The sequence below is a fragment of the Bradyrhizobium sp. HKCCYLRH2060 genome (assembly GCF_051168135.1).
Taxonomy (GTDB): Bacteria; Pseudomonadota; Alphaproteobacteria; order Rhizobiales; family Xanthobacteraceae; genus Bradyrhizobium.
The window spans coordinates 169640-182539 of sequence record NZ_JBNPUK010000008.1; the positions used below are offsets into that span (position 1 = coordinate 169640).

The window sequence follows — 12900 nt, forward strand, 5'->3', positions numbered from 1 at the left end:
GGGCGAGTCGGTCGGAGGATAGGGCATGGCGCGGGGGGCAGGATCCCGAGCGAGCCCCGAAGCCGGCCCGATCCCGTGATCTCGGAAAAGCCCAGGTATCAGCAAGGCGAGCATGTCCAGCGCCGGATTCGTCCATCTCCACGTTCACTCCGCCTATTCGCTGCTGAAGGGCTCGATCAAGATCGCCAAGCTCGGCGAGCTCGCCAAGGCCGATCGCCAGCCGGCGCTGGCGCTGACCGACACCGACAACATGTTCGGTGCGCTCGAATTCTCCGACAAGATGGCGAGCTACGGCATCCAGCCGATCGCCGGCTGCGAGCTCGCCATCGATTTCGGCGACATGGACCCTAACGCCCGCAATGCCGGCGCGGCCGCGCAGCCCTCGCGAATCGTCCTACTCGCCGCACGCGAGGAGGGCTACCGCCACCTGATGCGGCTGAACTCGCGCGCCTTCCTGGACACGCCGACGCACCAGGCCCCGCACATCAAGTTCGAGTGGCTGAACGAGGGCGTCGATGGTCTGATTGCGCTCACCGGCGGGCCCGATGGGCCGATCTCGCTCGCGATCCAGCACGACATGGCGGCACTTGCGACGCAGCGCTGCGAGCGGCTGGCGAGCCTGTTCGGCGACCGCCTCTACATCGAGCTGCAGCGCCACGGCGTCGACCGCGAGCGCCGCGTCGAGGGCGGCCTGATCGACATCGCCTATGGCAAGGGCCTGCCGCTGGTGGCGACCAACGAGCCGTATTTCGCGACCGCCGACGACTACGAGGCGCATGATGCGCTGCTGTGCATCGCCGGCGGCCACCTGATCGCCGACACCGAGCGCGTGCAGTTGACGCCCGACCACCGTTTCAAGACCCGCGCCGAGATGGCGGTGCTGTTCGCCGACCTGCCGGAGGCGCTGGCCTCGACGGTCGAGATCGCCGAGCGCTGCTCGTACCGGCCGCGCACGCGCAAGCCGATCCTGCCGTTCTTCACGGTCGGCGCCGGCAGCGGCGATGCCGTGGACGCCGCCAGCGCCGAGGCCGCCGAGCTGAAGCGGCAGGCGGAGGAGGGCCTGGAGCGGCGCCTCAAGGTGCACGGCATGGCGCCGGGCATGACTGAGGAGGACTACCAGAAGCGGCTCGCCTTCGAGCTCGACGTCATCATGCGCATGAAGTACGCGGGCTACTTCCTGATCGTGTCGGACTTCATCAAATGGGCCAAGGCGCACGGCATCCCGGTCGGACCGGGGCGCGGCTCCGGCGCCGGCTCGCTGGTTGCCTGGGTGCTGACCATCACCGACCTCGACCCGATGCGCTTCGCGCTGCTGTTCGAGCGCTTCCTCAATCCCGAGCGCGTGTCGATGCCGGACTTCGACATCGACTTCTGCCAGGACCGCCGCGGCGAGGTGATCTCCTACGTCCAGCAGCGCTACGGCCGCGACCAGGTGGCGCAGATCATCACCTTCGGTACCTTGCAGGCGCGCGGCGTGCTGCGCGACGTCGGCCGCGTGCTGCAGATGCCCTATGGCCAGGTCGACAAGCTCACCAAGCTGGTGCCGCAGAACCCGGCTGCTCCCGTCACGCTCGCCGCCGCGATCGAGGGCGAGCCGAAGCTGCAGGCGTTCCGCGACGAGGATCCGGTGGTGGCGCGCGCCTTCGACATCGCGATGCGCCTCGAAGGCCTGACGCGCCACGCCTCGACCCACGCCGCGGGCATCGTGATCGGCGACCGGCCGCTGAGCGAGCTGGTGCCGATGTATCGCGATCCGAAATCGGACATGCCGGTAACCCAGTTCAACATGAAATGGGTGGAGCCGGCCGGCCTCGTCAAGTTCGACTTCCTCGGCCTGAAGACGCTGACCGTGCTCGACGTCGCCGTGAAGCTGCTGAAGCAGCGCGACATCCACGTCGATCTCGCGACCTTGCCGATCGACGATGCGCCGAGCTACCAGATGCTCGCCCGCGGCGACGTGGTCGGCGTGTTCCAGGTTGAAAGCCAGGGCATGCGGCGGGCGCTGATCGACATGCGCCCGGACCGGTTCGAGGACATCATCGCGCTGGTGGCGCTGTATCGCCCCGGTCCGATGGCCAACATCCCGACCTACTGCGCCCGCAAGCACGGCGAGGAGGAGCCGGAATATCTGCACCCGATCCTGGAGCCGATCCTGAAGGAGACCTTCGGCGTCATCATCTACCAGGAGCAGGTGATGCAGGTGGCGCAGCAGATGTCCGGCTACTCGCTCGGCGAAGCCGATCTCCTGCGGCGCGCCATGGGCAAGAAGATCCGCGCCGAGATGGACAAGCAGCGCGTCCGCTTCGTCGAAGGTGCCGTCAAGAACGGCGTGCCGAAGGACCAGGCCGACACGATCTTCGACCTCTTGGCCAAATTCGCCGACTACGGCTTCAACAAGTCGCACGCGGCCGCCTACGCGCTGGTGTCCTACCACACCGCCTACATGAAGGCGCATTATCCGGTGGAGTTCATTGCGGCGTCGATGACGCTCGATCTCAACAACACCGACAAGCTCTCGGAATTCCGCTCGGAGGCGCAGCGCCTGGGCATCAAGGTCGAGCCGCCGTCGATCAACCGCTCCGGTCCGACCTTCGAGGTCAGCGGCAACACCATCTTCTACGCGCTCGCCGCCTTGAAGGGCGTCGGCCCGCAGGCGATCGAGATGATCGTCGAGGCCCGCAACAAGGGGGGGCCGTTCACCTCGCTCGCCGACTTCGCCTCCCGCGTCAGTCCGCGCGCGATCAACAAGCGCATCATCGAGACCCTGGCCGCCGCCGGCGCCTTCGACGGGCTCGACAAGAACCGCGCGCGCGTGTTCGCCGGCGCTGATGCCATCGTTGCCGCCTGCCAGCGCGCCAACGAGGCTGCCACCTCCGGCCAGAACGACATGTTCGGCAACGCCGCCGATGCGCCGGCGATCATCCTGCCGAACATCGAGAACTGGCTGCCGGCCGAGCGTCTACGGCGCGAATATGATGCGATCGGCTTCTTCCTGTCGGGCCATCCGCTCGACGACTACGCGGCGGCGCTGAAGCGGCTGCGGGTGCAGAGCTGGGCCGAGTTCTCGCGCGCGGTGAAGACCGGCGCGACCGCGGGCAAGGTCGCCGCCACCGTGGTATCGCGCATGGAGCGGCGCACCAAGACCGGCAACAAGATGGGCATCATGGGCCTGTCGGATCCGACCGGGCATTTCGAGGCCGTGCTGTTCTCGGAGGGGCTTGCACAATATCGCGACGTGCTCGAGCCCGGCGCGGCCGTGCTGCTGCAGCTCGGCGCCGAGCTGCAGGGCGAGGATGTCCGCGCCCGCGTGCTGCATGCCGAACCGCTCGACGATGCCGCCGCCAAGACGCAGCGCGGCCTGCGCATCTTCCTGCGCGACACCAAGCCGCTCGACTCCATCGTCAAGCGCCTGCAGGGGCCGGAAGGCACCGCGGCCAATGGCAATGGAGCGATCGCCAAGGGTGCGGCGCCCCCCTTGGCGCCCCGCACGGCAGCAGGCGAGGGCGAGGTATCGCTGGTGATGATGCTGGACCTCGAAACCGAGGTCGAGATGAAGCTGCCGGGGCGCTTCAAGGTTTCGCCACAAATCGCAGGTGCCATCAAGGCGGTGACCGGCGTGGTCGACGTGCAGCAGCTCTAAAGGCGATCGTTCCGCTGGAGCGGCTGCGTCCGGCGATCTTGCCGGTCGAACGGGGACGAGGAACAAAAAAGCTGCGCGTGGGCTGTACGGACATGCCTCCGTTCAACCGCGGTTCAGCCATTCTCCCGCTGAATCCGCGGCGGGTGCCTCGAAGGGGCTTGAACCATGCGCTTGGCCAAGATCACCGCGAAGATCGTCCTGAGTGTTTCGCTCTGCCTGCTCGCCTGGGCGGCCCTGCCGCGGCCTGCCGCAGCGCAGCAGCCCGGTGCCGAAAAGCGTATCGCCTTGGTGATCGGCAACGGGGCCTATGCCAAGGGCCCGCTGGCGTCGGCGGCCAACGATGCCGGCCTGATCGCGCAGACGCTGCAGGCCGCGGGCTTCGACGTGGTCGGCGCGCGCGATCTCGATGCAGACACGTTGCGCAAGAGCTTTCGTGATTTCATTCACAAGGCCCAGTCAGCCGACAACAACACCGTCGCGATGGTCTATCTCGCCGGCTACGGCATGCAGCTCGCCGGCGAGAACTACTTTCTTCCCGTCGACGCCAACATCGGCAGTGACGTCGACATTCCGACCGAGGGGCTGCGCCTCAGCGACTACATCCGCCAGCTTGCGGCGACGCCGGTGAAGGCCAGCGTCGTGGTGCTCGATGCCGCCCGCCAGCAGCCCTTCATCGCCAGCGGTCCGGCGATCGCCGGCGGCCTGGCGCTGGTCGAGCCCGATGCCAACATGCTGATCGCGTTCAATGCCGCGCCGGGCACGATCGCGCCGAACGAGACCGGCGCCTACGGCGTCTACGCGCGCTCGCTCGCCGAGATGATCCGCACCGGCGGGCTGTCGCTGCCGGAGGTGTTCGACCGGCTGCGGCTGCGCGTCAATGAGGAGACCAAGGGCGCGCAGGTGCCCTGGGACGCGCAGAAGATCCAGGCCGCCTTCACCTTCTTCGAGCGGGCGCCCGACGCCCCCGCCACGTCGGATTCGCCCGAGCAGAGCGCTGCGCTGCGCTCGCGCCCGATCCGCGAGCTGCCGGTGCAGGAGGCCTATGCCGCCGCGCTCGAGCGCGACACGCTGCAGGGCTATGAGGACTTCATCGCCGCCTATCCGAGCGACCCGCTGGCGCGGCGCGTGCGCGCCCTCGTCGCCGCACGCCGCGAGGCGCTGACCTGGCGGCGGACGTTCCGCACCGACAGTCCGGAAGCCTATTGGTCCTACCTGAAGCGCTATCCCTATGGCGCGCATGCCGAGGACGCCCGGCGGCGGCTGGCGATGTTGTCCGCGCCGCCCGCGCCGCCGCCGACCTTCGCGATGATCGACTATGACGTGCCGCCGCCGCCGCTCGACGAGGTGATCTATGTCGAGCGCCCGGTGCTGATGTTCTCGGATCCCGAATTCGATTTCGTGCCGCCGCCCCCGCCGCCGGTCTACATCCTGCCGCCGCCTCCGCCGGATTTCGTGGAGCTGCCGCCGCCATTCGCCCCGGTGGGCCTGTTCATCCTGCCGCGGCCGGTGTTCGTGCCGATCCCGGTCTATGTCCGGCCGCCGGCCTTCGTTGCGCCGCCGCCGAACAACATCATCTACCAGAACATCCACAACACGACCGTCATCAACACCGTGATCAATCGTCCGGCGCCGCCGGCCGGACCGATCACTGCAGGCCCCGCGGCGGTGCCGACGCCGGCCGTGGCGGTGGCACCGGCCCTGCCGCCGGCTGTCGTGCAGCGCGCCACGCTGATCCAGCAGGGCAAGGTCCCGCCGCCGGGAGGACCGCTCGCCAATCCCGCACTCCGGCCCGGTGCGGCACCGGCCATTCAGGCCAACGCTCCGCCGGGTGGACCCTCGCCCGCCATGACAGGACCAGGGCAGGGGCATGCCAACGTCAATCCGCTGCCGGTGCCCGGTCGCGGTGGTCCGCCGGTGCCACCATCGGTTCAGACTCCTGGTCTGCGCCAGCCTGCACCGGCATCGCCCTCTGGCGCGCTGCCACCGCCCGCGCGCCAGGATCTGCGCGCGAACCGCACGCCGCCGGGCGCCGTCATGCCGCAGCCGGCAAGGCCGTCGGCGATGCCGTCCCGTCCGGTCATGCCGTCAGCCGCTCCGCGCGGGCCTGAGGTGAGCCCGCGCATTCAGCAGGCGACGCCACCGCAGATCCAGCGCCGCCCGCCGCCACCACCGGCGACGGCGCGTCTGAGTCCGCCGCCGGCGCCGCCACGACCGCCGGTTGCACCGATGGTTCGGGCGGCTCCGCCACCTCGGCCGGCGCCACCGCCGCCGCAAGTCATGCGTCCGTCCGCTCCGCCACCGATGGCGCGCCCTGCGCCTCCGCCGCAGATGGCGCGTCCCAGTCCGCCGCCGATGGCCGCCGTGGCCCGGCCGGCGCCGCCACCGCCGCCGATGGCACGGCCCGCGGCGCCGCCGCCACGTCCGGCGGCCCCGCCGCCGCCGGGCAAGAGATGTCCGCCGAACGTTCCGCATTGCTGAGCCGCCGCGCGTTGGCCTGACGCCGGCGCGGTTGCAACATCGGCCTGTTTTCGATATGGGCGGACCGCCGGACTGATCGATCGTGGGCGCAAGACGTCGACGGCCGACGACGTGTTGCGGGGGCTTCAGTGAAATCAGCGTTTGTCGGGACCTTGCGCACGCTGTCTTGGCGAAGCTCAATTTGGCGAAGCTCAATCATGGCCGCCCTTTGCAGCGTCGGTATCGCCGGCCTGCCTTCGCCAAGCGATGCGCAGGGGCTGCCGGGCGCCGAAGCCGTCTATGCCTCGGCGCCGCCGCGCCTGCTCCAGATCCGCACGCTCGTGGCCGATGCCGGCCGCCAGACCTCGACAGGATCCGGCTTTCTGGTCTCGGCCGACGGGCTCGCGGTCACGAACTATCACGTCGTCTCGGATGCAGCGCTCGAGCCGAAGACGTACCGGCTCGAATATACCGGAGCGGATGGCACGCAGGGCGGCGTCACGTTGCTTGCCGTCGACCTGCCCAACGATCTCGCGCTCGTTCGCGTCGACAAGCAGAACGCGCCGTTCTTCTCGTTCGACAAGGCCGCGCTCGACGGCAGCCTGCCGAAAGGCGAGCGGTTGTATTCGCTCGGCAACCCGCTCGACCTCGGCTTCACCATCATCGAGGGCACCTATAACGGCCTCGTCGAGCACAGCTACAACGATCACATCCATTTCACCGGCGCGCTCAATCCCGGCATGAGCGGCGGCCCGGCGGTCAATGCGCAGGGCCAGGTGGTGGGCATCAACGTCGCGACGCGCCGCGGCGGCCAGCTCATCAGCTTCCTGGTGCCCGCACGCTTCGCGGCCGCGCTCCTGGCGCGCGGCCAGGATGCCAGGCCGGCGGCGGCCGATCTGCGCAAGGACGTGATCGCGCAGCTTACGAGCTGGCGGGGAGCGCTCTACAAGTCGCTGGGCGAGGAGGGCTTCCGCGACCGCGTGTTCGGGTCCTATCAGGCGCCGGAGACGCGCGCGGGCTGGTTCGAATGCTGGGCGAGCACCAATGCCAGCGCGTCGCCGAAGCCGCGCGCCAGCATCAATTCGACCAGTTGCAAGGCCGAGGCCAGCGTCTATGTCGCCTCCGACCTCAACACCGGCGTGGTCGAGGTCAGCCACTCCTACGCGAAATCGATCGACCTCAATCAATTCCAGTTCGCGACCGTGCTGACGCAGCTGGCGCAGCCACGACTCACCCAGGGCGGCTCGTTCCGCAAATGGTACACGCCGCAGCATTGCCATGCCGATTTCGTCGGCGTGACGCCGGCGGCCGCTCATCCGCCGCTGCGCGTGCTGTGGTGCGCGCAGGGCTATCGCGAGTTCGACGGCCTCTATGATGTCGTGCTGGTCGCGGTGACGCAGGATCATGCCGACGAGGCGCTGGTGTCGCGGCTGAACCTGCAGGCGATCGCTTATGACGACGCCTTGCGCCTCGGCAAGAGCTTCCTCGAACGCCTGCAGGTCGCACGATGATCTGGATCGAGATCCTCTCCAAGCATCGCGACGTCGCCGGCCGCTTCCGTATCGATGCCGCCGAGATCAGCATCGGCCGCGGCTACGACAATCACGTCATTCTCGACGATCCCTATGTCGCCGCGCGCCATGTGCGAATTTTCCGCGACGGCGAGGGGCGCCTGGTCGCCGAGGATCTCGGCAGCGCCAACGGCCTCTTTCTCGATCGCGGCAAGAGCCGGAAGCCGCAGCTCGTTCTCGACGGCACCAAGCCGATCCGGATCGGCCAGACGCTGCTTCGGATCCGCGACGCCGGCCATGCCGTCGAGCCGGAGCGGCTCGCGGGCTCCGAACGCGGGGCGCTGCCGATCATCGCCGCGATCGCCCTCGGCGTCGTCCTGCTCGCAATCAACGCGGTGATGACCTGGTTTGCGCAGACCTCCGAGGCGCATCTGTCCGATTATCTCGTGCCGACCGTCACGATGATCGGGGTGGTCGTCGCATGGGTTGGCGTCTGGGCGCTGCTGGCGCGGTTGTTTTCCGGCCGCTCGCATTTTCTGCGCCACCTCCTGATCGCGCAGGCGGGTCTGATTGCGTTCTGGGTCTACAGCGAGTTCGCTCAGATTGCCTCGTTCGCCCTGACCTGGACCGCTGTCTTCACCTACGGCTACATCGTCTCGTGGATCGTTCTCGCCGCGACCTGCTTGCTGCATCTGCGTGAGGTCGGACGCACCCATATGCTCGCCAAGGGCGTGGTGGTCGGCCTTCTGCTGGTGGTCGCGATCGCGATCCAGACCGTGCAGCGGTCGGAGGCGCTGGCGAATTCCGGCCGTCCCACTATCAGCCACGTGCTGATGCCGCCGTCCCTGCGCCTGGTTCCGGTGCAGGATGAGGGGACCTTCTTCGAAGACGCCGCGCGGCTGAGGACGAAGCTCGATGCCGACCGTGCCGCGCTGGCGCCGGCCGGTGTGGAGCGCTGACCACAGTTCCAGTGTCTTTGCTTCCGGAGGTTGATAGTTCCCTGGTTCCCGTCATAGCCTCGAAGCCCGGGTTTCTACGGGGAGGGGGCAATGAACAGGCGAGCGCTGCTGGGATTGGGAGCGGCATTTCTGGTATCGGGATGCCTGACAGGCAAGGAAGGCACTGAATACGCCGTGGTGTCACAGAAGATCGGGGCGCCGCGTGCCGGGCAGTCCCGCATCATCATCATGAGCTTGAAGGACGCCTGGCTGGACCGGACCACGTGCGACGCCAAGGTCGACGGCGTCGCGCTGAGCCGCCTGATCCCCGGGACCTATGTCTACGTCGACCGGCCTGCTGGTCCGCACCACCTCGTCGCCACCCAGACCCTGTTCCCAGGCGACTCCGTGCTCGATTTCAACACCGAGCCGGGACGGACCTATTTCTTCTCGATCAGGCCCAGCGACCGGTCCAGGGCGATGCAGGGCGGCGGCATGGCCTTCGGCCTGCTCGGCATGGGCGTGATGGCCGCTGCCTCGTCCGGCGCCGACAACAAGGGCCCGGTCGACTTCGTTCCGCTCCAGGAGGGGCAGGCCCGGGCGGCGATGGTCGAGCTTCTGCAGGCGGAATGAGCCCATTTTCCTTGCGTTGCGCCAAAATCCGGCTATATAGCGCGCCATCTCACACGGAAACTTGGCTCTCCTAGAGGGCGTCCGGTGGCAAGCCGGGCCTTGACGGCCCGTTTTTGCTCACGCGTTTCCGGAGGAATCAACCGGAGAATATCCAATGGCGCTGCCTGAATTCACGATGCGCCAGCTGCTCGAAGCTGGCGTGCACTTTGGTCACCAGTCTCACCGCTGGAATCCGAAAATGGCCGATTTCATTTTCGGAGCCCGCAACAACATCCACATCATCGATCTCGCCCAGACCGTGCCGCTGCTGCACACGGCGCTGCAGGCCGTCAGCGACACCGTCGCCAAGGGCGGCCGCATCCTGTTCGTCGGCACCAAGCGCCAGGCCCAGGACAACGTGGCCGACGCGGCGAAGCGCTGCGCGCAGTACTTCGTTAATTCGCGCTGGCTCGGCGGCACGCTGACCAACTGGAAGACGATCTCGGCCTCGATCAAGCGCCTGCGTCACCTCGACGAGGTGCTTTCCTCGGGCGAAGCCAACTCCTACACCAAGAAGGAGCGGCTGACCCTGCAGCGCGAGCGCGACAAGCTCGACCGCTCGCTCGGCGGCATCAAGGACATGGGCGGTCTGCCCGACATGATCTTCGTGATCGACACCAACAAGGAAGACATCGCGATCCAGGAGGCCCAGCGCCTCAAGATTCCGGTGGCCGCGATCGTCGACACCAATTGCGATCCGAAGGGCATCACCTATGTCGTGCCCGGCAATGACGACGCCGGCCGCGCCATTTCGCTGTACTGCGACCTGATCGCGCGGGCCGCCATCGACGGCATCTCCCGGGCGCAGGGCGAACTCGGGATCGACGTCGGCGCCTCGGCGGCTCCGTTGGAGGAAGATCTTCCAGCTGCATCCGCTTCGACGTTCCAGGGTCTGCCTGGCCCGCGCGGCACCGCCGACGATCTCAAGAAGCTCACCGGCGTGTCCGGTGCAATCGAGAAGAAGCTCAACGACCTCGGCATCTTCCACTACTGGCAGCTCGCCGAGCTCAACCACGACACCGCGCACCAGATCGGCGAAGAAGTCGGTCTCCCGAGCCGGGCCGATGCCTGGGTCGCGCAGGCCAAGTCGCTCGCCGACGCGTAAGACGACACAACACCATTCTGGCCGGCGTCGCACGCCGGCCATCGCGACTGAGATAGGTTTTCCTGGCAGCGGGCGGCGGCGAGCCATCCGCTGCGTCGCGCTTTGGACAGGCAAAAGGACGTTCAACAATGGCGAATATCACCGCAGCGATGGTGAAGGACCTGCGCGAGTCGACCGGCGCGGGCATGATGGACTGCAAGGCCGCGCTCACCGAGAACGGCGGCGACATGCAGGCCGCGCAGGATTGGCTGCGCAAGAAGGGCCTGTCGAAGGCCGCCAAGAAGGCCGGCCGCGTTGCGGCTGAAGGCCTGATCGGCGCGCTGACCTCGGGCAAGAAGGGCGTGGTCGTGGAGGTCAATTCCGAGACCGACTTCGTCGCGCGCAACGAGCACTTCCAGGGCCTGGTCAAGATGATCGCCCAGGTTGCGCTCGACGTCGGCGCCGACGTGGAGAAGATCAAGGCCGCCAAGGTCGGCAGCATCACGGTCGAGGCCGCGATCGCCGATTCGATCGCCACCATCGGTGAGAACCAGACGCTGCGCCGCGCGGCCTCGCTCGAAGTGAGCCAGGGCGTCGTGTCGAGCTATGTCCATGGTGCCGTCATCGAGGGCGCCGGCAAGCTCGGCGTGATCGTCGCACTGGAATCGCCCGGCAAGGCCGACGAGCTCGCCGTGCTCGGCCGCCAGCTCGCGATGCATGTCGCCGCGGCCAACCCGCAGGCGATCGATGCCGCTGGTCTCGATCCGGAGCTCGTCAAGCGCGAGAAGGACGTGCTCGCCGACAAATATCGTCAGCAGGGCAAGCCGGAAAACGTGATCGAGAAGATCGTCGAGTCCGGCCTGAAGACCTACTACAAAGAAGTCACCCTGCTCGAGCAGGCCTTCATCCACGACAGCGGCAAGTCGGTCGCGCAGGCGCTGAAGGAAGCCGAAGGCAAGGTCGGCGGTCCGATCAAGGTTGCCGGTTTCGTCCGCTATGCCCTCGGTGAGGGCATCGAGAAGGAAGAGACCGACTTCGCGGCCGAAGTCGCCGCTGCGAGCGGCAAGAAGTAACGACTGGGCACAGTCACGATCCGGCGCGGCGTTCGCGCCGGATATCAACGCGCGGGATAGGAGAGCATTGGCACATGGCTGAGCCGGTCTATCGTCGCGTCGTGGTCAAGCTGTCCGGCGAGTATCTCGCGGGCCCTCATTCCTTCGGCATCGACCAGCCGACCGTCGATCGGATCGCCGACGACCTCATCGCAGCGCAGAAGCTCGGCATCGAGATCGCCGTCGTGGTCGGCGGCGGCAACATGGTGCGCGGCGTCGAGGTCTCGTCGCAGGGCGTGTCGCGTCCGACCGGCGACACCATGGGCATGCTCGCCACCGTCATGAACTGCCTGGCGCTGGAAGCCGCCATCCAGCGCAAGGGCACCCCGGCGCAGGCGCTCTCGGCGTTCGTCATGCCGGAAGTGTGCGAGCTGTTCACGCGCGCTGCGGCGCACAAGTCGCTGGCCGAGGGACGTATCGTCGTGCTCGGGGGCGGCACCGGCAATCCCTATTTCACGACTGACACCACGGCGGTCTTGCGGGCCGCCGAGATCGGCGCCCAGGCCGTGCTGAAGGCTACGAACGTCGACGGCGTCTACAGCGCCGATCCCAAGAAGGATCCGGCCGCCAAGCGCTTCGACCGGCTGACGCATTCGCAGGCCATCGAAGGCGGCTACAAGGTCATGGACGCGACCGCATTCGCCCTTGCCCGGGAAACATCGCTGCCTATCATTGTGTTCTCCATTGCCGAACCGGGCTCGATCGGCGCGATGTTGCGGGGCGAAGGGCGCGGTACCATCGTCGCGGGGTGAGCCGCGGCGCCGCTGGCGGCCGGTGTTGGACCGGCTTCGAGCCTGCGGTAGAAGCGTAAGCGAGACAGGAATTCGTCCGGGAGTCGCCCAAGTCCGACCGCAGGCCTTTCGAGGCCCGGCAGAGCCGGCCGCAGGCCCCCCGGATTGCAGAAAGGAAAGCGTGATGAGCACGGGCAATTTCGACCTCAACGAACTGAAGCGCCGCATGCAGGGCGCGACCCAGGCGCTGAAGCACGAGCTCGGCGGCCTGCGCACCGGCCGCGCCTCGGCATCGATGGTGGAGCCGGTCCAGGTCGAGGCCTACGGCTCGCACATGCCGCTCAACCAGCTCGCGACCGTCTCCGTGCCCGAGCCGCGGCTGCTCTCGGTGCAGGTCTGGGACCGCTCCATGGTCAAGGCCGTCGAGAAGGCGATCGTCGATTCCAACCTCGGCCTGTCGCCCGCGACCGAAGGCCAGGTGATCCGGCTGCGCATTCCCGAGCTCAACCAGGAGCGGCGCAAGGAGCTGGTCAAGGTCGCGCACAAATATGCGGAAGCTGCCCGTGTCGCCGTGCGTCACGTGCGCCGCGACGGTCTCGATACGCTGAAGAAGCTCGAGAAGAATCACGAGATGTCCGAGGACGATCAGGAGCGCTTCGCCGGCGACGTGCAGAAGGCGACCGACAGCGTGATCTCCGAGATCGACCAGTTGCTGGCGGCGAAGGAAAAGGAAATCCTCACCGTCTGAAGGATGC

General features: G+C 67.6%; 9 protein-coding genes. All 9 read left to right on the plus strand.

Features of this window, described 5'->3' with window-relative positions; genetic code table 11:
- Positions 1–112 precede the first annotated feature (112 nt).
- The 9 genes from dnaE to frr all read left to right on the plus strand — a co-directional run bounded on the left by dnaE (position 113) and on the right by frr (position 12893).
- Complete coding sequence (gene dnaE, locus ACQR10_RS17690) at positions 113–3640, plus strand: DNA polymerase III subunit alpha (protein ID WP_316217870.1); 3528 nt, start codon at positions 113–115, stop codon at positions 3638–3640.
- A gap of 165 nt (positions 3641–3805) precedes the next feature.
- Positions 3806–6118: a caspase family protein gene (locus tag ACQR10_RS17695; protein WP_316181317.1), complete on the plus strand. Its 2313-nt coding sequence runs from the start codon at positions 3806–3808 to the stop codon at positions 6116–6118.
- Between the two features lie 197 nt (positions 6119–6315).
- Positions 6316–7608: a S1C family serine protease gene (locus ACQR10_RS17700; RefSeq protein ID WP_315799725.1), complete on the plus strand. Its 1293-nt coding sequence runs from the start codon at positions 6316–6318 to the stop codon at positions 7606–7608.
- Positions 7605–8567 carry an FHA domain-containing protein gene (locus ACQR10_RS17705; RefSeq protein ID WP_316217871.1) on the plus strand — a complete coding sequence of 321 codons (963 nt, stop codon included), beginning with the start codon at positions 7605–7607 and terminating at the stop codon, positions 8565–8567. The genes ACQR10_RS17700 and ACQR10_RS17705 overlap by 4 nt, the downstream gene beginning before the upstream one ends.
- 90 nt (positions 8568–8657) lie before the next feature.
- Complete coding sequence (locus ACQR10_RS17710) at positions 8658–9179, plus strand: hypothetical protein (RefSeq protein ID WP_316217872.1); 522 nt, start codon at positions 8658–8660, stop codon at positions 9177–9179.
- Positions 9180–9333: 154 nt separating this feature from the next.
- The gene (locus ACQR10_RS17715) at positions 9334–10323 is read left to right on the plus strand and encodes a 30S ribosomal protein S2 (RefSeq protein ID WP_316217873.1); all 990 of its coding nucleotides are present in this window, start codon (positions 9334–9336) and stop codon (positions 10321–10323) included.
- A 128-nt stretch (positions 10324–10451) separates the two neighbouring features.
- Entirely contained in the window at positions 10452–11375 is a 924-nt protein-coding gene (gene tsf, locus ACQR10_RS17720; protein ID WP_315720414.1) for a translation elongation factor Ts, read from the plus strand.
- A 74-nt stretch (positions 11376–11449) separates the two neighbouring features.
- Positions 11450–12166 carry a UMP kinase gene (gene pyrH / locus ACQR10_RS17725; RefSeq protein WP_316181314.1) on the plus strand — a complete coding sequence of 239 codons (717 nt, stop codon included), beginning with the start codon at positions 11450–11452 and terminating at the stop codon, positions 12164–12166.
- Between the two features lie 163 nt (positions 12167–12329).
- Positions 12330–12893: a ribosome recycling factor gene (gene frr, locus ACQR10_RS17730; RefSeq protein WP_315799731.1), complete on the plus strand. Its 564-nt coding sequence runs from the start codon at positions 12330–12332 to the stop codon at positions 12891–12893.
- Positions 12894–12900 lie beyond the last annotated feature (7 nt).

What these genes read in the sequence shown, in the direction of transcription:
- dnaE (WP_316217870.1), top strand. Translation starts at nt 113, where the DNA reads ATGTCCAGCGCCGGATTCGTCCATCTCCACGTTCACTCCGCCTATTCG.
- ACQR10_RS17695 (WP_316181317.1), top strand. Translation starts at nt 3,806, where the DNA reads ATGCGCTTGGCCAAGATCACCGCGAAGATCGTCCTGAGTGTTTCGCTC.
- ACQR10_RS17700 (WP_315799725.1), top strand. Translation starts at nt 6,316, where the DNA reads ATGGCCGCCCTTTGCAGCGTCGGTATCGCCGGCCTGCCTTCGCCAAGC.
- ACQR10_RS17705 (WP_316217871.1), top strand. Translation starts at nt 7,605, where the DNA reads ATGATCTGGATCGAGATCCTCTCCAAGCATCGCGACGTCGCCGGCCGC.
- ACQR10_RS17710 (WP_316217872.1), top strand. Translation starts at nt 8,658, where the DNA reads ATGAACAGGCGAGCGCTGCTGGGATTGGGAGCGGCATTTCTGGTATCG.
- ACQR10_RS17715 (WP_316217873.1), top strand. Translation starts at nt 9,334, where the DNA reads ATGGCGCTGCCTGAATTCACGATGCGCCAGCTGCTCGAAGCTGGCGTG.
- tsf (WP_315720414.1), top strand. Translation starts at nt 10,452, where the DNA reads ATGGCGAATATCACCGCAGCGATGGTGAAGGACCTGCGCGAGTCGACC.
- pyrH (WP_316181314.1), top strand. Translation starts at nt 11,450, where the DNA reads ATGGCTGAGCCGGTCTATCGTCGCGTCGTGGTCAAGCTGTCCGGCGAG.
- frr (WP_315799731.1), top strand. Translation starts at nt 12,330, where the DNA reads ATGAGCACGGGCAATTTCGACCTCAACGAACTGAAGCGCCGCATGCAG.